Source organism: Hyalangium sp. (genome assembly GCF_035629615.1).
Classification (GTDB): domain Bacteria; phylum Myxococcota; class Myxococcia; order Myxococcales; family Myxococcaceae; genus Hyalangium.
In genome coordinates, this window is sequence record NZ_DASPHO010000387.1 from 1 (window position 1) to 20,700 (window position 20,700).

Below are 20,700 nucleotides of genomic sequence, written 5' to 3' on the forward strand. Positions count from 1 at the left end.
GCGGAGAACTTCCGCGTCCCCTTCTTCACGCTCCCCGTCACCCCGGAGACGAAGCCCGCGCAGGAGGCGGCCGTGCTGGACCTGCTGCGGCGCCACCACATCGATCTGGTGGTGCTCGCGCGCTACATGCAGGTCCTCTCCGACGACTTCCTGCGGCAGGCGCCCTCAGTCATCAACATCCACCACGGCTTCCTGCCCGCGTTCCAGGGCGCCAAGCCCTACCACCAGGCCTATGCCCGAGGGGTCAAGATCATCGGGGCCACGGCGCACTACGCCACGAGGGATCTCGATCAGGGGCCCATCATCGAGCAGGACGTAGCGCGGGTGTCCCACGCGATGGGTCCCGAGGAGCTGGTGCGAGTGGGGCGAGACGTGGAGCGGGTCGTCCTGGCGCGGGCCGTGCGCGCCCACCTGGAGCGCCGGGTGGTGGTGGAGGGGCGCCGCACCATCATCCTCTGAGCAAGCTGCCGATTGGAGGAGGCGCGGAAGGAGTATCCTGTCTGTTAGATGCTCGACATCCCAGGCTACACCCTCCTCGCGGCGATCAAGTCCACCAGCTCCAGCCTCTTGTTCCGCGTGGTGCGCGATGCGGATGGACTGCCCCTCATCCTGAAGACGCCCAAGGCCGTCTCACCCGGCCCGCGCGAGCGCGAGCGCTACCGCCGCGAGTTCGGCATCCTGCAGCGGCTCCGGGACGTGCGCGGCGTCACTCACGTCCAGGCCTGTGAGCAGCTCCACGATCGCCCGGTGCTGCTGCTCGAGGATGTAGAGGGCCAGCCCCTGTCAGAGTCCACGGGCGAGCCCTTCGAGGTGGGGCGCGCGCTCGAGCTGGCCATCTCCGTGGCCTCGACCCTCGCGGAGCTCCACCGCCGCGGCATCATCCACAAGGACCTCAAGCCCTCCAACATCATCCTCACACCCGCGGGAGAGACGCGCCTCATCGACTTCGGCAGCGCCAGCCTCCAGCTCGTCGAGCACGTGGACGCGCTGCATGCGCACCTCATCGAAGGCACCCTGGCGTATATGTCCCCGGAGCAGACCGGGCGCATGAACCGCGCGGTGGACTACCGCACGGACCTGTACTCGCTGGGCATCACCCTCTACGAGCTGCTCACCGGCGGCCGTCCCTTCCATGGGCGCGACGCGCTCGAGTGGTTCCACGCGCACATGGCGCAGGCACCCCTGCCACCCGTCCAGCGGGTGCCGAGCCTGCCGCCAGTGCTGTCCGCCATCGTCCTGAAGCTGCTGGCCAAGGTGGCCGAGGAGCGCTACCAGAGCGCCGACGGGCTGCGGGCGGACCTCGAGCGGTGCCGGGAGAGCCTGGGCCAGGGCCTGCGCGAGGACTTCGTACCCGGCCTCCACGACCACCCCACGCGCTTCCAGCTCCCCCAGCGGCTCTATGGGCGTGACACGCACGCTGCCGCGCTGCGCCAGGGCCTGGAGCGCGTTGCCCGTGATGGCCGGCCGGAGCTCGTGCTGGTGCGCGGCTACTCGGGGATCGGCAAGTCCTCCGTCGTACACGAGCTGCACAAGCCCGTGGTGCGCCAGCGTGGCTTCTTCCTCAGCGGCAAGTTCGACCAGTTCCAGCAGGACATCCCGTACTCCATCCTGGCCCAGGCCATCCGCGGACTGACGCAGCAGCTGCTGTCAGACACGGATGAGGAGCTGGCGCGCTGGCGCGAGCACCTGCACACGGCCTGGGAGAGCGAGGGCCAGGTCCTCGTGGACGTGGTGCCGCAGCTCGAGCTCGTCGCCGGCAAGCAGCCTGCCCTTCCGGAGCTGCCGGCTGCCGAGGCGCAGCACCGCTTCAACCGGGTGTTCCGCAGGTTCCTCGGCGTCTTCGCCACGCCCGAGCACCCGCTCGTCCTCTTCCTGGATGACCTGCAGTGGGCGGATCTGGCCAGCCTCCAGCTCCTCCGGCACCTGCTCACCCACGCGGAGACACCGCCGGTGCTGCTGATCGGCGCCTATCGTGACAACGAGGTGAGCCCCTCGCATCCGCTGGCGCTCACGCTCGGAGAGCTGCACAAGGCCGGCGCGCGGCTGACGGACCTTCAGCTCGAGCCGCTGAGCCTCGACGAGGTTCAGCAGCTCGTGGCGGACACGCTGCCCGGCGCGGGCTCGGCCGTCGTCGAGCCGCTCTCGGCGCTGGCTCGGGAGAAGACGGGTGGCAACCCCTTCTTCCTCCTCCAGTTCCTGCTCACGCTCAATCAGGATGGGCTCATGGTGCGCACGCCCAAGGGCACCTGGAGCTGGGATGCCGAGGGCGTCCGGGCCAAGGGCTACTCGGACAACGTCGTGGACTTCATGGTGGGCAAGCTGCGCCAGCTCCCCACCGGCACGCAGCACCTGCTGCGGCTGGCCGCTTGCGTGGGAAACACCTTCCCGCTGCGGATCCTGCTCCTCATCTCCCATCTGGAGGATACCCTGGCAGTGGAGCAGGGCCTGGAGCCCGCGCTCCAGGAAGGCCTGGTCGCGGTCTCCGGTGAGGAGCAGTACCGCTTCCTCCATGACCGCATCCAACAGGCCGCCCACGCCCTCATCCCCCTGGAGGAGCGCAAGGCCGTCCACCTGAGCATCGGCCGCCTGCTGCTGGCGAGCCTGTCCCCGGAGGAGGTTCAGGAGAACCTCTTCGACGTGGTGAGCCAGCTCAACGCCGGGGCGGAGCTGATCACCGAGCCCACGGAGCGCCACCGCGTCGCGCTCCTGAACGCTGACGCAGGCGCCAGGGCCCAGGCCTCGACGGCCCACCGCTCGGCCGCCCACTACCTCGCCATGGCCTTTCAGCTGCTCCCCGGAAACCCCTGGGAGACGGAACCCGCGCTGGCCTTCAAGCTCCAGCGGGATCAGGCGAGCTGCGAGTTCATGAGCGGCAATGCCGCCGAGACGCGCCGGTTGGTGGAGGTGCTGCGGCCCCGGACACGCACGCCGGCGGAGACGGCCTCCCTCTGCCGCTTGAAGAGCGATCTTCACCTCGCCGCGGGAGAGGTCCAGGCTGCCCTCGACACGCTCCTGGACGGGCTGGCGCGCTTGGGGATGCCCATGTCACCGCACCCCTCGTGGGAAGAGGTGGTGGCCGCCAACGAGGAGGTGTGGAAGCTCCTGGGAGAGCGTCCCATCGAGACCCTCATTGACTTGCCTCGCATCTCCAGCTCGGCCACAGAGGCGGTGATGAACATGCTGGCCGCCTTGTTCACGCCGGCGATGCTCACCGACCTCAACCTGCTCATCCTCCAGCTCTGCAGGCAGGTGGCCTTGAGCCTGCGTCATGGCAACTCAGCCGCCTCCGTGTATGGCTATTCCCTGTATGGGCTGGTGCTGGGGCCTGGCTTCAAGCGCTACCAGGAGGGCTACGCCTTCGGCCAGCTGGCGTGTGAGCTCGTCGAGCGCCATGGGCTGGCGGCGCTCCGTGCGAAGACGCTCTACGGCATGGAGATGGTCAACTCTTGGACCCGTCCCCTGTCCCTCTCCCTGGAATACATCCGCCAGGCCTTCCACCACGCGCTCCAGGACAATGACTTCGGGGTCGCGGGCTATTGCTGCAACCACATCGTCACGGATCGCCTGGCCCTGGGGCATGAGCTGGAGGAGGTCTACCAGGAGTCCGTGGCGCGGCTGGACTTCACGCACAGGATCGGCTTCCTGGACTCGCGAGACGTCATCCACTTCACCCAGCGCCACGTCCAGCAGCTCCGCGGCCTCACGCCCTCCTTCCGGGCCTTGAGCGGCGACGGCTTCTCCGAGGAGTCCTTCGAAGCCAGCCTAACCGCCGCGCGCATGAGCATCACCCGGTTCTGGTACTGGACCCTCAAGATGCAGTCGCGCTTCATGTGCGGTGCATATGCCGAGGCGCGCGAGGCGGGCGACAAGGCGGTGGAGCTGAGCTGGTCCTCGGTGGGCCATATCCAGCTCCTGGACTTCCACCTCTTCCGTGCGCTGACGCTGGTGGCCAGACTCGCGGAGCTGGCTCCGGAGGAGCGGAGACTGGCGCTGGAGGCCATCCGAGGCCACCAGCAACAGCTGGCGGAGTGGGCGGCTCACTGCCCGGAGACTTTCCGCGCGCCCGAGCGGCTGGTCACCGCGGAGCTGGCGCGGATCTCGGACCGGGAGGGGGAGGCCCTCCGCGCCTACGAGGAAGCGCTCCGGTACGCCCGCGAGAATGGCTTCATCCAATACGTGGGCCTCGCGTGTGAGCTCGCCGCCCGCTTCGGATTCGAGCGGCAGATGCCCACCCTCGCGGAGACCTACGCGCGCAAGGCCCGCGAGGCGTACCTGCGCTGGGGAGCCCACGGGAAGGTGAAGCACCTGGATGAGCAGTGGCCGCACCTGGCCGCCGCCTCGGCCGCTGAGGAGACCTTCACCGACACGGGCTCGACCCAGATCGATGCGCTCACCGTGGTGAAGGCGCAGCAGGCCATCTCCGGGGAGATCGTCCTCGAGCGGCTGGCGGCCACGCTGCTGAAGGTGGCCATCGAGAACGCCGGGGCTCAGAGAGGGGCCCTGGTGCTTCCACAGGGCGGCAAGCTCTCGGTCGTGGCGGTCTCGGACGCCTCTCGTGAGTCCTCCGGTGCTGGCTCGGAGGAGGACCGCCTGCCCTGGACGCTCATCTCCTACGTCCGGCGCACGCGAGAGCACGTGCTCATCGACGATGCCTCCCAGCCCCACGCGTTCTCGTCGGATGCGTGGCTGGGGCGCGGGGAGGCCCGCTCGGTGCTCTGCCTGCCGCTGGTACGCCAGGAGGAGTTCCGCGGGGTGCTCTACCTGGAGAACAGCCTCGCCACCAAAGCCTTCACGCCCGCGCGCCTGGCTTTGCTCGGGCACCTCGCCTCTCAAGCCGCCATCTCCATCGAGAACGCGCGGTTGTACGCCGAGGTCCAGCGCGCCGAGGCGGCCCTGCGCAGCGCCAATGATGAGCTGGAGAAGCGGGTCGAGGAGCGCACGGGGGAGCTGAGGAAGGCCCAGGCCCAGCTGGTGGAGACGGCGCGCCTGGCGGGCATGGCCGAGGTCGCCACCAGCGTGCTTCATAACGTGGGCAACGTGCTGACGAGCGCCACCGTCAACGTCGAGGTGCTGAGCCAGACGGTGAGCGCCTCGCGCATGGGGCGGGTGAAGCAGGTCTCCGCCATGCTCCAGGAGCACCAGCGCTCCCTGGCGGACTTCTTCACCCGCGATCCGCGCGGCACCCGGCTGCCCGAGTACCTCGAGGGCCTGGCGGAAGAGCTGCTCCGGGAGCAGGCCGCGCTGCAGGAAGGCCTGGCCGCGATGAGCAAGCACATCGAGCACGTCCGGGCCATCGTCCACGTGCAGCAGACCTACGCCCGCAACACGCTCGTCACGGAGGAGTGCGAGCTCTCGCAGCTCGTCGAGGATGTCTTGAGCATCCAGATGCCCGCGCTCAAGCGCCACGGCATCACGGTGACGCGGGCACTCATCTCGCTGCCCAGGGTCTGGGTGGACAAGCACAAGGTGCTCCAGATCCTGATCAACCTGATTGCCAACGCCAAGACCGCCATGGCCTCGGTCCCTGCGGGTGAGCGGATACTGCACGTACGGCTGGAGGCGGCGGGCGACATGGCGCGCATCCAGATGGTGGACAGGGGCACGGGCATCTCACCAGAGATCCGCGAGCAGCTCTTCTCCCAAGGCTTCACCACGCGTGAGGGGGGCCATGGCCTGGGGCTGCACTCCAGCGCGCTGGCGGCGCGGATGTTGGGCGGGCGCCTCTTGCTGGAGAGCGCAGGACCGGGCAAGGGAGCCACTGCCACGCTGGAGCTGCCCCTGGGATAGACACCATGCTCGAACTCCTGCTCCGACTCTCTGCCCTCCGCCCGCCCGTTCGGATGGAGTCCATCCTCCGGAAGGATTTCTCCGAGGAGACCCTGCGCGAGCTGCACGCGATGTCCCACCGGCTGATGGCCGAGGAGCTGGAGCACTTCCGCGTGCACGCGCTGGCCAACGAGCTCGTCCACGTGTTCCGCCGCGCCGACACTGGCGCCATGGTGGGCTTCCAGTTCTGGGGGACAGCGCCCCTGGGGCTGCCTCGAAGCCGGGTCATCCTGGGAGGCAAGCTGCGGATCCTCCCCGAGTTCCGCCGCCATGGCCTGCACCTGCTCTCGGGCCTGTCCTTCTTCCTCGAGAACCAGCTGCGCCACCCGCGGACCCGCTTTTACCGGCTGTCGATCGCCAGCCTGTTCGGTTTCGTCTCCATCACCGAGGCGCTCGCCCACTACCACCCGTTCGACCCGAAGCCGTCTGACAGGGAAGGGGAGGCGGTGCGGGAGGCCTTCCTGGCTCGGGCCGAGGAGAGCCACTTCCGGGTCGACCTGGAGACCGGCCTGTTCCTCGTCAACATCTACATGACCCCCGAGACGCTGGGCCGCTATCCCCCCGCCTTCTTCGAGCGGCCGGCGGCCAGGATCTACGCCTCGATCAACCCGGAGTTCCGCACCAACGGCAGCTATGTGGGGATGTGGTTCCGCTTCACTCCGGCCAACCTGCTCTCGTTGACGCGGGCGATCGCTCGCAAGCTGCGGCGCTCTCCGCCCGCTGCATAGCAACCTGGCGCGGGTCTCAGGCCACGGAGATCCGAGCAAGCGCCTCGCGCAGGCGCTCGGGCATCGTGACGGCCTTGCGCGACTGGCGATCCACGAAGACGTGCACGAAGTACCCGTGGGCCGCGGCCTGGTCCTCGCCCTCCTTGAAGATGCCGATGCCGTACGTCACCGAGCGGTTGCCGAGCTTGTCCACACGCAGGCCCGCCCGGAGGCGGTCGGGGTAGGCGAGCGGGGCGCGGTAGGAGCACCGGGACTCCACGACGAGGCCGATGACGGGGCTGCTGGCGATGTCCAGGCCCCCCTCGTGGATGAGGTAGTGGTTCGCGACGGTGTCGAAGTAGCTGTAGTAGGTGACGTTGTTGATGTGGCCGTAGACGTCGTTGTCCATCCAGCGGGTGGTGATGGGCAGGAAGTAGCGGTAGCGGTCGGGGGTCTCGGCTTCGGACACGGCGGTGGCCTCCGCTGCGGCTACCAGTAGCGCAGCGCCTGACGGAACAGCTCGGTGAGGACGGGGCGGGTCATCTCGCGGGGGGCATTCTGCAGCAGGCGCTGCTGAGGGTAGGCACCCTCCGTGAGGGGAGCGAGGTCGGCTTCGGTATAGCCGACACCGCCCAGCCCGTTGGGCATGCCCACCGCACGCATGACCTGGATGAGCTTGCCGCCGAGCACCTCGCCGGCATCGGCGGGTGAGGCGCCGCGCACGTCCGCGCCCAGCCACTGCGCGGCCTCCAGGTGGCGCTCGGGGCTCACCTCCGCGGTGTAGCGGAACACGGCCGGGGCATTCACGATGACGGACATGCCGTGAGGCACCAGGGGCTCGCCGTCGGGGTAGCCGGAGGGGCGGAAGTCGCGAACCAGGCCGGCCACGGCGTAGGCCATGCCGTGCGGCGCGTGCACCCCGGCGTTTCCAAAGGCGATGCCGGCCAGCGTGGCGGCCCACATCAGTTGCTCGCGGGCCTCGTGGTCCTGCGCGTCCGCCACCGCGCGCTCCAGGTACAGGCCCAGCAGGCGCAGCGCCTCGCGGCAGCCGAGGTCGCTCCACGGGTTGGCGCCCTGGCTCATGGGACGCAGGCTCGGCCGCGCGGGAGCGGGACGGCGCACGTACGGCCGCGCGGTATAGGACTCCAGCGCGTGGGACAGGACGTCCAGCCCGCTGGCGGCGACCACCTCCGAGGGCAAGGTCACGGTGCAGTCCGGATCGATGAGCGCCTCGGTGGGGCGCAGTGCCGGCGAGGCGATGCCGGTCTTCGCCTTCAGCGAGAGCAGATCGAAGATGGTGATGCCGGTGACCTCGCTGCCCGTTCCTGAAGTCGTGGGGCAGGCGATGTGCGGCTTGAGCGGGCCAGGCACCGGGCGCCCCGCGCCCACGGGCGCGTTGACGTAGGCCAGGAAGTCCGCAGGGTGGGTGGCGTAGAGATTGGCGGCCTTGCAGGTGTCGATCACCGAGCCGCCGCCCAGGGAGATGTAGCCATCCGGCCGGGCCTCCGCGGCAAAGCGCGCCGCTTCCAGAAAGGACTGGTCCGTGGGCTCGATGTGCACGTCGGTGTAGACGACCACGTCCAGTCCGACGGCGCTCAAGGACTGGTGCACCTTCTGGAAGTGCGGCAGCCGAGCCATGCGCTCGTCCGAGAACAGGGCCACGCGCTTCATCCCGAGCGCCTTGGCGCGGTCACCCACCTCCGCCAGGCAGCCGCGGCCGAAGGTGATGCGCGAGCTATCGACTGTGAAGGCGCTGTCGCAGCCTTCGCCTACGAGGTGGTAATGGCGGCAGAGCACCGCTTCCCTCCGGAGCGTTCCCGGCGCGCACTGTACCTTGAGGCGCTCGTCATCCCATCGATGCTTCTCGTCTCTTTGGCTCGCTGATCCGGCTGGCTCGCGAGCTCTGACGCGGAGAAGATGGCGACAGAGAAGCCATGGACCCCACCTCGACTGGCATGGACTTGAAACAACCCCGCAAGCGTGCGCTGCGCATCCTGCTGTGGATCGGTGGCATCCTCCTGGTGTTGATCCTTGCCGGGCTGTTCGCGGCTGACCGGTGGATTCTCGGAACGTACGAGCCCTCGCTCGTCGAGCTGCGCAAGGCCATCACCGAGAACATCGACTTCTTCTGCGAGCAACAGTCCGTGCTCGCCGCCGACGCGTGGTTCCACGAGCCCCGCACCGAGGGGGACGCGGGGCCGCTCTTGAACCACTGGCTGGCCTGGGAGTCCGGGCAGGAGATGCCCAAGGACTCGCCCCTCGTCATTCCCTCCCAGCTCCCGCCGCGGGGCGTCGACCTCGAGAAGTGGCGCGAGTCCGACGTGGACGTGTCCACCCTGGACTTTGCCTGGATGGAGCGGCTCCACACCTACGATCGCTGGGACATCATGCAGAACACGCCCCTCGAGCCCAAAGCGCCCTACAACTGGGCGGGCGACGTGCTGCCGGACTTCGTCACCCTGCGGGCCTGGGCGAGCTTCCGGCTCTTGCACGGCCTGAAGACAGGGCAGCCGCTCCCGGCGGCCAGGGATGTCCGTCAGCTGGCGTGGCTCATGTATCGCACGGAGTCGCTGATCGGCGCCTTGCTCGGTGCCGCGGTGCTCCAGCTCGAGCGTGAGGCGTATGACGCGATGGAGGGTCCACCGCCCGAGTGGAAGCCCATGCGCCGCGAGCAGATCGCGAGGCTGAAGGCGCTGTGGATGAGCGCCCCGGTGTTCTCGAGCGTCCTCGCGCCCGTGGAGCTCGCGAAGAAGGCGCGCAGCTGCGACGGGGCGGGGGTGAGCCGCTGCATCGCGCTGGCGGAGTCCGCCTTCCTGGCGAAGTACTTCGAGCCCGTGGCGCGGGACGGGTATCGGGAGTGGTACGCCGTCTTCCAAGAGGAGCTGGCGACGCGCACGTGCGCTACCTCCACCGCGAAGACGATCTGGGAGCTGGGCGTGACGATCAAGGATCCCGAGCAGGGGCTTGGGCCGCCAGAACACCCCGAGTGGGCGCAGAGGCTGCCCGCCGGGTACATGGGCGCTCACATCGCGGGGATGGGGCTGGCGGGCATCGTGCCGAACTTCATGAAGGACTTGCACGAGCTGCGCAAGGCGCCCGCCGAAGCTCCCTAGCTCTTCTTGGAGTCGGTGTACTCGGCGTCCGTGTTACTGCGCCGCCCGGGGGGCAGGGGCTTCACGTCCACGAAGTCCTCACCTTTGGAGGCCTTGCGGAACGAGTAGATGAACTTGCCCACGGCGTTGCCCAGCTGGCCCATCCGCGAGGCGGAGAAGACCACCAACAGGATGAAGCCGAGGAGAATCAGCTCTCCGGTGCCCAGCCCACACATGGGGCGGACAGTGCAGCAAACCCCCGAGCGAGGCAAGCCACCTGTCGGTGGAAGACCCAGGGCGCCACTTCCCCCACCGTCCCCGGCCAGCCCTGGCGCAGACTGTCCCCATGCTCCTGCTCGCCCACCGGGGTGCCAGCGCTGACGCCCCCGAGAACACCCTGGAGGCCTTCGCCGAGGCCGTGCGGCAGGGCGCCGATGGCGTCGAGCTGGACGCCCGCGTGTGCAGCTCCGGCGAGGTGGTCGTCTGCCACGACGACAGGCTGGACCGGCTCGCGGGTCTGCCCTGGGAGGTGCGCACGACCGCCTGGTGGAAGCTTCAGCGAGCAGACGTGGGCACGCCCCTGGGCTTCGGCCCCGCTCGCATTCCACTCTTGGAGGAGGTGCTGGAGGCGCTGCCCGCGCACTTCCTCGTCAACATCGAGCTCAAGTCTGGCCACCTGGATGATGGGGGACTGGCGCACCGCGTGGCGGGGCTCGTCACCCAGCGCGGGCTGGCCGAGCGGGTGGTGATCTCCAGCTTCAACCCGCTGTGCCTCTTCCGGGTGGCCGCCGCCGCTCCCTCGCTGCGACGCGGCCTCCTCATTGACCCGAACAAGCCCTGGCGGCCTCAGGCCTACGTGCTGAGCCCGCTGGTGTCCTCGCACTCGGTGCACCCCCACCACGGGGCGTGCACCCCGGAGCGCGTGGCGGAGTGGACAGGCTCGGGCCTGCGCGTGGCCGCGTGGACGGTGGACGAGCCCGCGCGTGCGCGGGAGCTGGCGGAGATGGGCGTCTCCTACCTCATCACCAACCGGCCCGGCCCTCTGCGCGAGGCCCTGCGGAGCTCTCGATGAGCTAGAAGTCCAGGCCCAGCGAGGTGTTGAAGGTGACGACGGTCGGCAGGCTGCTGCTCTCGCTCCCGGGGAGGTCCGACTCCGGCGCCTGGCCCAGGCGCGTGAAGGAGAGCTCAGCCCCCAGCTGCAGCACGCCGCCAATGAAGCGCACGCCGCCGTAGATGCGCTGGGTCATGTTGTCCGAGAACTTCAGGCGCGTGTAGGCGCTCGTGTTCGCGAGCGCGTCCGCCGAGCCATTGCCCAGCGACTCGTTGTAGGGCCGGGTCTGGTCGAAGTCGATGAGCTCCGACCTTGCGCTGACGAAGGTGAAGTCCAGGCCGCCGTACGGGGTCAGCGTCACCATGCCGCCCAGGGGGAACTGCTTGCCGATGCCCGCATCCAGGCCCGCGGAGGTGAGGCTCAGGTCCTGCGCGCCCATCAGCTTGGTGACATGGCCGCGCACGCCAATGTCCGGCAGGTACGTGAAGCCCTCGTTGACGGCCCACTTCACCTCGCCCGTGGCGGCCACCAGGCGGCTCTTCTCCACCCAGCCCACGCGCCCCCCAAGCTCCACGGAGAACGGCAGCCCCTTACGGATGTGGAAGGAGGGCACCAGCACCGTGCCTGGTTGCGCGCCCTCGGTGGGGATGACGATGCTCGAGGGCAGGCTGACGACGGACAGCTCCGCGCTGATATTGAAGGCTGCGTGGCCCAACGTCTCCGGCGGCATCAGGTTCACGGACGTGAGGCTCGCGGACATGGCCCGCGCGAAGGCCTGGAAGTTCCTGTTCGCCTTGTCGCTGAAGTTCTCCACTCCCGGGCCCGGGTTGCCCAGCTTCGCGATCTGCAGATCATTCTGATCCGCGCGCGCAGCGACGCCCCCCAGGAGCGCCGCAAGGGCCATCCACCGACTGAACGCGTGCATCCTCAAACCGCCTCCCAGGGCCTCCGCCGGCAACGGGGGCCACTCTCGCTCGACGCTAACGTGCAGCCGCCAAGAGCGTCAACAAAACGGGCGGCCCCTTCAGAGGCTTTCGCCTCCGGGGAGCCGCCCGGTGGGACTCACGGTGTGTATGCCCGCGGCCTACGGCGTCTTCTGGGGCTCCACGTGCGTGGGCGCCGCCAGCTTCTGTGCCACCTCCGCCGGCCGGCGCCGGATCACCAGCGTCTTGCGGCTGGCGAAGTCCGGATCCTCGCGCGCCACCACGAGGACGTTGTTGTTGCCCTCCTTGAGCGCGAAGTCCGCGGTGAACTTCAGCTTGCGCGGCTCCTCGCCCTTCGGGTCCACCGCCTTGAAGTAGACCTTCTGGTCGTTGACGAGCACGTACACGTCCAGCAGCCCGTCCGGGTCCGTCACCGAGCCGGACAGGGTGTACCGGTCCCCGGTGGCCATCACCCCGCCCTTGCTCGTGTCCACCTCCAGCTGGATGGCCGGCGGCGCCAGCCGGGTGAGCCACTCCACCTTCTTGGGCAGCACGGCCTTGCCGAACTTCTGCTCGCGCGCCTCCGAGCTGCGCACGAAGGCGAAGCGATCCTCGCCCAGGGAGACTTTATAGAAGCCCTTGCCCACGGCCGTGACGGGCAGCACCGCTGCCGCGCCCGACACCCGCGCCACCGGCTTGGCGTCCGGCAGCGGCGAGGACAGCAGCTCGGTCTTCTCCGCCACCTTTACCATGGACTTGATCTGCTCCAGCACCAGCGCGGGCGTGTCGCGCACCGGCAGCTCCAGCTTCTCGGTGACGAACTCCTCCAGCGGCTCGTCGATGATGGCCAGCTTCAGCGGGAAGGTGTCGCCCTTGTAGCCCTTCTTCACCTCGAGCTGGAAGCGCGCGGACTTCGTCTCGCCCGGGGCCAGCTCCTCCAGGTTGAAGCGCCCCTTCTTGATGAAGACGTTCGGGTCCCCCGCGTTCTTGATCGTCGCGAACGAGTCGAGCGCCACCCCGGTGCCCACGTTCGTCACGTCCAGCACCACGGTGATGTCCTCGCCGAACTGCGCCACGCCGTCGCCGTTACAGGTGCCGCAGTCGTCCTGCACCTGCCAGTTGAAGGCGAAGGTCGGCCGCGGCAGATCCAGGAAGCCCACCTCGCTCACCAGCGTCTTGGGCAGCGCGCCCTGGTCGTCGAAGAACTTCACCGTCACGTCGTCCCGGCGCGAGGTGAAGTCCTTGGGCAGCTTCACCTGGACCTTCCAGGTCCGCTTCTCGCCCGGAGCGATGGCGCCGAAGACGAACTCGCGGCGGTCGATGAAGGCGTTGTCGCTCTCCGTCCACGCGCGCACGCGCTTGAGCGGCTCGGAGCCCTTGTTCTCCGCCGTCACCACCATGTCCAGCGTGTCCCCCGCGCGGACCGGCTGCTCCGAGCCCGGAGAGAAGCTGGCCTCCAGCTGCACGTTCTTCGGCGTGGGGCCCGCGCTCCAGTCCACGCCCAGCGCCGCGATGGCGGAGCTGATGCGCTGCTCCTCCTCCGCGCGCTTCTGGTCGATGAGGGACTTGCCCTGCTTCAGCTGCTCGAGGCGGTTGGTGGAGTGGGCCTTGAGCACGAACTCCCGGGCGAACGACACCTCGAAGTCCTCCTTGATCTCGTCCTGGCTCTCCGCGTCGAGCTGGTCGTCCAGATCCTCGCCCTGGCCCGCCACGTCCACGTCCAGGAGGGGATCCTTCTCGCCGTGCTTGGCGCCCTTGCCATCCTTCTGCGCCGTCTTCGGCGCCTTCTCGGCGGCCTCCTTCTCCTTCTTGGCGGCGGCCTGGGCTTGCACCTTCTCGTCCACCTTCAGGTACTTGAGGCTCTCGATGGGCTTCTCGCGGTCCAGCACCTCCTCGCGCTTCTTGGCCACCTTGTCCGAGTCCGGATTGCCGAAGTGCTGGTCCAGATCCGCCTCGCCCATGGAGCGGCGGGGCGCGAATACGTCCAGGCGCTCCTCGGTGACGCGCGTGGGCACCAGCTGGATGTCCGGGATGATGCCCACCTCCTGGATGGAGACGTCCCCCGGCGTCAGGTACTTGGCGATCGTCAGCTTGAGCGCGCTGTCGTCCGGGAAGTCATAGAGCACCTGCACGCTGCCCTTGCCGAACGTCTGCCGCCCGATGATGACCGCGCGGTTGAGGTTCTTCAGCGCGCCGGCGACGATCTCCGAGGCCGAGGCGCTGCCCGCGTTCACCAGCACGGCGATGGGGTAGGTGTCCTCGCCCTCCTGCGGCCGCGCGCGCTTCTCCTCGCGCAGCTTGTCGGACAGGCCCACCGTGGCCACCAGCACGCCGCTGGAGACGAAGGTGTCGGACACCTGGATGGCCTGCTCCAGCAGCCCGCCCGGGTTGCCGCGCAGATCCAGCACCAGGCCCTTCATGCTGCCGCCCTTGGCCTCGGCCTGCTTGCGGATGTCCGCCAGCGCCGCCTCCAAGTCCCGCGTGGTGTTGCCCTGGAAGTTCTTCAGCCGCACGTAGCCGACGTTGCCGGCCAGCATCTTGTGCTGAACGCTCTCGATCGAGATCATCGCCCGGCTGAGCGTCATCACCCGCGGCTTGTCCCAGCCCTTGCGCTCCACGGTGATGACGATCTTGCTGTCCACCGGGCCGCGCAGCTTGGACACGGCCTCGTTGAGGTCCATGTTGACGGTGGACTCCTCGCTGATCTTCTTGATCTGGTCGTCCTTGAGGATGCCGGCGCGGTGGGCGGGCGTCTTGGGCAGCACGCGCACCACGGTGAGGTTGCCCTCGCGCATCTGGATGACGAAGCCCAGGCCGCCGAACTCACCCTTGGTGGACAGCTTCATCTCCCGGTACAGCTCCGGCCGCAGCAGCACCGAGTGCGGATCCAGCGTGGACAGCATGCCGTTGATCGCCGCGTACTCGATGTCGCGCGTCTCCTCGATGGGACGCATGTTCTTCGACAGGAAGTCGAAGACGTCCTTGAGCGCGAAGGACATCTTCCACAGGGAGTCCACGTGGCTGATGTCGAAGTCCTTCGTCTTGCCGTTGACGTTGAGGCTGAGCTTGCCCGTCTCCGCGTTGCCCTCCACGAGCACGTCCGGGACGCTCTTCTCCACGTACTCCAGCGCGGCGATCATCATCTCCTTGGGCTTCACTCGCTTGGGGTCGACGTAGTTGTCCTTCACGTAGAGGATGACCTTCGTGAAGACGCGCAGAGAGGAGAGCTCGTGCGGAGCCTTCTCCCCCTTCTGCTGAGCGAGCGAGCCGTCCCACGTCTGGCTGGCCTGAGCGGCCCCCATGGTGAGCGGAATGGGGGCCCGATCACTGCCCACCAGGGCCCAGGCCCCGAGGAGGACAGCGACGGCGATGATCCGGCGAAGCATTCGCGGCATGTGGTTCATCCAAGCTGGGGCGCGGGGCACCCCGGGGTGGTGCGTAAAGAAAAGGCCAGTGAATCCCAGCAGTTGTCGAGGACAAGGAACGCGGAAAGCAGCCGGCCAAGCCTAATCATGGACGGTGGGTGCTTCAAGGCGTCTGCTCCTTGGTATCGATCAGGAACGTTCCTGGGAGGCACTGCGTTCCCAGCCGCCCCGGAGCGAAGGGTGCTCTTCCAGTCGGAGACACCTGGGGCGCCCCTTTATTTCACGCCGCAGTGCGTGAGGCGGAGGGGGGAGGGGGGAGCTGCCCGGCAGCCAGCAGGCCTCGGTAGAGCAGGGTGCCGGCGACGACGGCCACGGGCAGGAAGAAGGTGTTGAGCACCGGCACCCAGAGGAGCAGGTAGACGCCAGCCCCCAGCCCCAGGCAGAGCGCCCGGCGCTCGCGCAGCATCCTCCGCACCTCGGAGAAGGGGTAGAGGTGGCGAGTCATGGGGGCGGCCAGGTGCTCTCCCGCGATCCACATCATGCTCCACAGGCTGCCCAGCACCGTCCAGATGATGCTGCCGATGCCGGGGATGAAGTTGAGGGGGAAGAGCAGGGCCAGGCCCAGCAGCAGGAGGAAGAGGCGGGCCAGCGTGTGTGCGAGCCCGGTCACCAGCCCTCGGAGGAAGGCACCCAGGCTGAAGGGCTGGGAGGGGGGGGCGCCGCCGCACTGCTCCTCGGTGGCCTCGGAGAGCGGATCCTGCAGGGGGGCCAGCAGCAGGGGAGGCACCGTGTTGGCGCCCACGAAGAAGAGGATCAGGAAGGTGAGGACGAGCACCAGGTACCAGGCCGCCTGCCCATACCAGGCCTCCGGCCGGGTGAAGAACCGGCCGATCAGTCCGGGGGTGTAGCGCCAGAGGAGCACTCCCAGCACGACCAGTGTCACCAGGGTGACGGCGGCGCACAGGGCGGACAGGAGAAAGAGCTTCCGAGTGCGGAAGATGAGGCCGAAGGCACGCGCCAGCAGCCCCAGTCCCTGAAAGAAGTCAGAGAGGCCAGGCCGCGGGGCAATGGAGGGCACCGGAGAGGTTGGTTTCATCCGAGGGGGTGCGTAATTGGGAGCAGCGGGTTCACCGAACGTTATATAGGCGCGGCCATGTCTCTGGATCTGAAACGAGCAGTTGCTGCCCCTATTACCTCCATTGACGCGTTGGTGGATGTCTTCCGGGCCGCGGAGAAGCCGCGGGCCGAGCACCGGCTGGGGCTCGAGCACGAGAAGTTCGTCTACCCGAAGGGTGCCGCGCGACCCGTCCCCTACGAGGGGCCGGCTGGCATCGGCGCGCTGCTGGAGAAGCTGGGGGCGCAGGGCGGCTATGCGCTGTTCCGGGAGACGCCGGAGTCGCCCGTCATCGCGCTCCAGCGGGGGACCGAGACGGTGTCGCTGGAGCCGGGCGGTCAGCTCGAGCTGTCTGGCAGCCCCTTCTTCACCGCGCGCGAGGCCCACGCGGAGAACCTGAGGCACCTGTCCCAGGCGAAGGCCGCCGCCGAGGCGCTCGGGCTGCAGCTGGTGGGGATGGGGTACCGGCCCTCTGGCACCCCGGCGGACATGCCGTGGATGCCCAAGACGCGCTACAAAGTCATGCGGCGCACGCTGCCGGAGCGCGGGCGGCTGGCGCTCAACATGATGTTGATGACCTCCACGGGCCAGGCCTCGTACGACTGGGCGGACGAGGCGGACTGTGTCCGGAAGACGGTGCTGGTGGCGCGGCTGGCCCCGCTGATGGTGGCCCTGTACGCCAACAGCCCGATCGTGGAGGGCAAGCCCTCGGAGTGGATGAGCTTCCGCAACCGCGTCTGGGAGGAGGTGGATCCCGCCCGCTGTGGCTACCTGCCCGCCTTCTTCGAGGGCTCCTTCTCCTACCGCGCCTATGTGGAGTGGGCGCTGGACGCGCCGCTGCTCTTCCTGCGCCGGAGTGGCGAGTACCTCCACCCGAAGCTCACCTTCCGCCAGCTCATGAAGGAGGGGTTCGAGGGCCAGCCCGCGGACATGGGGGACTGGACGGATCACCTGTCCACGCTCTTCCCCGAGGTGCGGCTCAAGAAGGTCATCGAGGTGCGCGGCGCGGACTGTTGCTCGGCGGAGATGACGGGCGCGCTTGGCGCGCTGTGGCGTGGCCTGCTCTACGATTCGACGGCGCTGGAGGAGGGCGAGCGGCTGCTGCCGAAGCTGTCCCTCGCCGATCACCTGGCCCTCCATGACACCGCGCGGCGGAAGGGGCTCGCCGGGAAGCTGGGACAGCACGAACTGCACCGGCTCGCCGGGGAGATGGTGGCCATTGCCCGCCGCGGGCTGGAGCGCCTGGATCCTCAGGACGTGCCGGTGCTAGAGCCGCTGGCGCGGGTGGCCGCCTCGGGCCGCTCGCCTGGGCAGGCGGTGCTGGAGGCCTGGGAGAAGGATCCGCGCCCGGAGGCGTTGCTGTCGCGCTTCGCGCTCTAGGCGCGGATCCGAGGCAGGGCCTGGCTAGAAGCGCCCGCCCAGCGTGATGCCGAGGTTGAAGAGGTTGCCGTCGTCGTTGGCCCCACCGAGGTCATCCGCGAACCCCTCGCCGAACAGCACCCGGTAGGTGGCGCGTGCTCCGGCGGAGATCGCGCCGAAGTCGTAGTCCACGCCGGCCGCGAGCGGCACTTCCTGGACGAAGTCGGTGTCATAGACGAGGTCGGCGCCGTCGCTGGGGTTGATGTAGCTCAGGCCCAGGCCTGCACCGACGAAGGGCCGCCACTTCTCATCAATGAGGGGGCCCGCCTTGGCGAGCACACCGAGGTTGTGGCGCCAGAGGCCCTCGCCATCGCCCACGAGCGTGTCATCAATGGGGAGGCGCTGCCCCTCGTAGCCCATCTCCACGCCGAGTCCGGGCCACACCTGGGCTCCCGCCGCGATGCCCAGGAGTGGACCCGTTCCCGTGTCCTCACCCACCTCGCCCGTCAGCCCGCCGACTCCGAGGCGGACATCCAGACCGACCTCCGCCCGCTCGGGCTCGAAGTTGAGCTTCTCATCTACTTCCTGGGCCTCCACCTGTGCCAGCGCTGGACCCGCGAACAGCAGGGTGGCGGCTGCCAGGCTTCCCATGACCGATCGAATCGTCATTGCGTCCTCCAAAATGTGGCTCACGAGACAATCTGGGCACGGCCCCTCAGCGGGCAGCGAATGAGCAGGTGAGGGGCTCTCGATGGGTGGAGGGTTTGGGAGGAGGCCGAGGAGAAGATCAGCGGCTCGGCTGTCCGGAAGCCGTGCGCGACGAGCTGGCGGCCTACCGCTTGCCGAAGAACTTCCGCAGGCCGGAGAAGAGGCCGGCGGGGCTCTCCTTGGTCTCCGTGGCGAAGGGCGAGCGGGCCATGAGGGCGTCTCGAGCCTCGTCGTCCAGGTCCTCCGTGGAGAGCGTCACCGGCTGGCGCTTCGCGCCGGGCAGCGTGGCCGCCAGCGAGAGGATGCCGTCCTGGGAGAGGGAGAACTGGAGCTCGGCCTCGCCAGCGCGCTCGAGCTGGAAGTGGAGCGCGCCCAGGTACTCGTTCTCCGCGGCGAGGGGAGAGGAGCCCTGGAAGATCGCCAGGGAGAGCGAGCCCGGGGTGACGGGGAGCGCGAGCGTCTTCTCCGCGGGCAGGCGGGTGTTGCGCTCGAAGACGCGGCGGAGGGTGCCCCCACGCTCGGCCACGCCCAGAGGCACGGAGAGGACATCCGAGACGGTGGCGCCTGGCTTGCCGGAGTCGATCTCGAGCAGCGAGTTCCCCAGGAGCGCCGCGCCCAGTGCCCCGGCGCCGAGCGGATCCACGTCGGAGCGCACCGGTACTCCGAGGCTCTCCTCGAGCCGCCGCCGCACGAGCGGGGCCCGGCTCTGGCCGCCCACGAGCACCACGGCATCCAGGCCCTGGGGCGTGAGCGAGCTCGACTCCAGCACCTCGCGGGTGGCCTCCGTCACGCGCTGGGCGAGGTCCGCGGTGAGGGCCTCCACCCGCTCGCGGCTGAGGGTAAGCCCGGCGCCTTCCCGGAGCTGGACGGGGGCCTCTTCCTGATCGCTGAGGAGCACCTTGGCGGCCTCGGCGGCGGAGCGCAGCGGGCCCCAGTCGAGCGAGGGCTCTGGCGTGGACGTGCCAGCACTCCGCAGGTCGCTCAGCAGGGCCTCGGCGATGCGCGCGTCAAAGTCCATGCCGCCGAGCGTCGGATCCGTCCCCGTGGTGACGATCTCGAGGTCATCGCCGGTGACCTGCACGACGGAGACCTCGAGCCCTCCTCCGCCGAGGTCCACCACGAGGACGCGCTTGCGTGCCAGGCCCCGGCCGTGGCCATAGGCGAGCGTTGCCGCTGCGGGAGCGTTGAGCACGCGCAGGACCTGGAGGCCCGCGCGCTCGCCCGCCTCACGCAGGGCTGCACGCTGCCGGGCATCGAAGTAGGAGGGGACGCACAGCACCGCGCGCGCTGCCTCGCGGCCGAGGAATGCGCTGGCGGCGGACTTGAGTTCGCGCAGGAGCTGGGTGGCGAACTCGGCCAGTGGGATGACGCGCCCACGGAGCTCGATCCCCGCATCGCCGCGTGGATCGGCTGCGACGGAGAAGGGGAGCCCCACGAAGCTGCGAAGCCGTGGCGAGCGCGCGCGCAGTCCCAGCAGGCGCTTGAGACCCATGGCAGCGTGGCGCGGCGCTCGCTCGGCTTCGGCCAGCGCGGCCGTCCCGACGAGGAGCTGGCCCGCGGCGTCCACCGCCAGCGCGGAGGGGATGCTCCGTGCGTCAGCGCCTCCCAGGGGGATGAGCCGGACCGTTCCTTCATGGAACACGGCGACGCGGGCCTGCGTGGTGCCCACGTCGATGCCGAGCACCACCTCGGACACAGTGGGCGCTGCGGGCGCGATGGCCGGCACATCGAGCATGCTCCTCCGGCGGCTTCTGCTCTCCGGGCCGCGGCGAAGATCCTCGGAGGGGGAGGGTGGAGCATCAGCGCGAGGAGGCTCCAGGAGCTGCGGGCGCGGACTCGGTTCCTCCGAGGGGCGTGGCTCGGGCGGTTCGCTCGGAGCCGCGGGCAGAGTGACCACGGGCTTCGCGGGCGCTGGAGCTCTCGGTATCAGCTCGGCTGGGGAGGGAGTGGAGGGAATGGCCCACATCCGAACCGTCGGAGCTTTGGGCTCCCGAGGTGGTTCTGCTCGGGGAGTGGGAGCGGGAGCAGGAGGAGTGGCTGCCGTAGGCGGCGACGCTGCCGGGGGAGGTGCAGCAGCAGGTGCGGAAGGAGGACTCCGGCGGACCATCCCTGGCGGCGGAGCCGTGGACACCGGTGCCGGCGCGCTCGGGACCTCCACGGGGGCAGTCGTAGGTGCGGGGACTGTGGGGTAGCTCTGCACGGGAGCCGGGGGTGTGGGCTCCCCGCTGCGCCAGGCCACCACGCGATCGATGAACGCCTTGCTCTGCGCGTCCAGCTTCGCGAAGCGCACGGTCATCCCGGAGCGCCCGCCGCCCTCATCGACCTGGGTCTTCACGACGACACCCTCGCCGCGAAGCAGCCGCGTGCCGTCCGCGAGGACGAACTCGAAGGCGAGCGCAGTGCCCTTCTCCTTGAGAGCCCGGGTGGCGATGAACACGCCCCCGCGCCCCACGTTCGAGCCGTACTTCTCGATGAACTCCTCCTCCGTGGTGTACGGGAGGCGGATGCGCAGTGGGAGGAGCTTGGGCGCGACCGTCACCGTTCACCGCCTCACG

General features: G+C 69.1%; 14 protein-coding genes. 6 read left to right on the plus strand and 8 right to left on the minus strand.

What is annotated here, in order from left to right; translation table 11 throughout:
* The 3 genes from VD972_RS19730 to VD972_RS19740 form a co-directional block, all read left to right on the plus strand.
* The coding region (locus VD972_RS19730) for a formyltetrahydrofolate deformylase (protein WP_324989240.1) at positions 1-459 on the plus strand (459 nt) is incomplete at its 5' end.
* Between the two features lie 48 nt (positions 460-507).
* Positions 508-5,787 (plus strand): trifunctional serine/threonine-protein kinase/ATP-binding protein/sensor histidine kinase, encoded by a 5,280-nt coding sequence (locus VD972_RS19735; protein ID WP_324989243.1) that lies wholly within the window; start codon positions 508-510, stop codon positions 5,785-5,787.
* 5 nt (positions 5,788-5,792) lie between these two features.
* On the plus strand, positions 5,793-6,554 hold the full coding sequence (locus tag VD972_RS19740) for a hypothetical protein (protein ID WP_324989245.1): 762 nt from the start codon (positions 5,793-5,795) through the stop codon (positions 6,552-6,554).
* A gap of 16 nt (positions 6,555-6,570) precedes the next feature.
* Here VD972_RS19740 and VD972_RS19745 read toward each other — a convergent pair whose 3' ends face one another.
* On the minus strand, positions 6,571-7,002 hold the full coding sequence (locus VD972_RS19745; protein WP_324989247.1) for a thioesterase family protein: 432 nt from the start codon (positions 7,000-7,002) through the stop codon (positions 6,571-6,573).
* Between the two features lie 20 nt (positions 7,003-7,022).
* Positions 7,023-8,330 (minus strand): hydroxyacid-oxoacid transhydrogenase, encoded by a 1,308-nt coding sequence (locus VD972_RS19750; RefSeq protein WP_324989248.1) that lies wholly within the window; start codon positions 8,328-8,330, stop codon positions 7,023-7,025.
* A gap of 137 nt (positions 8,331-8,467) precedes the next feature.
* On the opposite strand from VD972_RS19750, the gene VD972_RS19755 reads away from it, so the two are divergent.
* The gene (locus VD972_RS19755) at positions 8,468-9,646 is read left to right on the plus strand and encodes a hypothetical protein (protein WP_324989250.1); all 1,179 of its coding nucleotides are present in this window, start codon (positions 8,468-8,470) and stop codon (positions 9,644-9,646) included.
* Here VD972_RS19755 and VD972_RS19760 read toward each other — a convergent pair.
* Complete coding sequence (locus VD972_RS19760; RefSeq protein ID WP_324989252.1) at positions 9,643-9,861, minus strand: twin-arginine translocase TatA/TatE family subunit; 219 nt, start codon at positions 9,859-9,861, stop codon at positions 9,643-9,645. The two genes, VD972_RS19755 and VD972_RS19760, sit on opposite strands and share 4 nt — an antisense overlap.
* Before the next feature lie 110 nt (positions 9,862-9,971).
* On the opposite strand from VD972_RS19760, the gene VD972_RS19765 reads away from it, so the two are divergent.
* On the plus strand, positions 9,972-10,697 hold the full coding sequence (locus VD972_RS19765) for a glycerophosphodiester phosphodiesterase (RefSeq protein WP_324989254.1): 726 nt from the start codon (positions 9,972-9,974) through the stop codon (positions 10,695-10,697).
* A gap of 1 nt (position 10,698) precedes the next feature.
* Here VD972_RS19765 and VD972_RS19770 read toward each other — a convergent pair whose 3' ends face one another.
* The 3 genes from VD972_RS19770 to VD972_RS19780 all read right to left on the minus strand — a co-directional run bounded on the left by VD972_RS19770 (position 10,699) and on the right by VD972_RS19780 (position 16,060).
* Positions 10,699-11,601: a hypothetical protein gene (locus VD972_RS19770; RefSeq protein WP_324989256.1), complete on the minus strand. Its 903-nt coding sequence runs from the start codon at positions 11,599-11,601 to the stop codon at positions 10,699-10,701.
* 159 nt (positions 11,602-11,760) lie between these two features.
* Positions 11,761-15,003 carry an MXAN_5808 family serine peptidase gene (locus tag VD972_RS19775; RefSeq protein WP_324989258.1) on the minus strand — a complete coding sequence of 1,081 codons (3,243 nt, stop codon included), beginning with the start codon at positions 15,001-15,003 and terminating at the stop codon, positions 11,761-11,763.
* Positions 15,004-15,244: 241 nt separating this feature from the next.
* The gene (locus tag VD972_RS19780; RefSeq protein WP_324989260.1) at positions 15,245-16,060 is read right to left on the minus strand and encodes an EI24 domain-containing protein; all 816 of its coding nucleotides are present in this window, start codon (positions 16,058-16,060) and stop codon (positions 15,245-15,247) included.
* 57 nt (positions 16,061-16,117) lie between these two features.
* On the opposite strand from VD972_RS19780, the gene VD972_RS19785 reads away from it, so the two are divergent.
* A complete protein-coding gene (locus tag VD972_RS19785) occupies positions 16,118-17,458 on the plus strand; it encodes a glutamate--cysteine ligase (RefSeq protein WP_324989262.1) in 1,341 nt (446 codons plus the stop codon).
* Between the two features lie 24 nt (positions 17,459-17,482).
* Here the strand turns inward: VD972_RS19785 and VD972_RS19790 are convergent, their stop codons facing one another.
* Both VD972_RS19790 and VD972_RS19795 read right to left on the minus strand, forming a co-directional pair.
* On the minus strand, positions 17,483-18,106 hold the full coding sequence (locus VD972_RS19790) for an outer membrane beta-barrel protein (RefSeq protein WP_324989264.1): 624 nt from the start codon (positions 18,104-18,106) through the stop codon (positions 17,483-17,485).
* 163 nt (positions 18,107-18,269) lie between these two features.
* Positions 18,270-20,684, minus strand: coding sequence for a TIGR02266 family protein (locus VD972_RS19795; RefSeq protein WP_324989266.1), 2,415 nt, complete (start codon positions 20,682-20,684; stop codon positions 18,270-18,272).
* Positions 20,685-20,700: the final 16 nt, after the last annotated feature.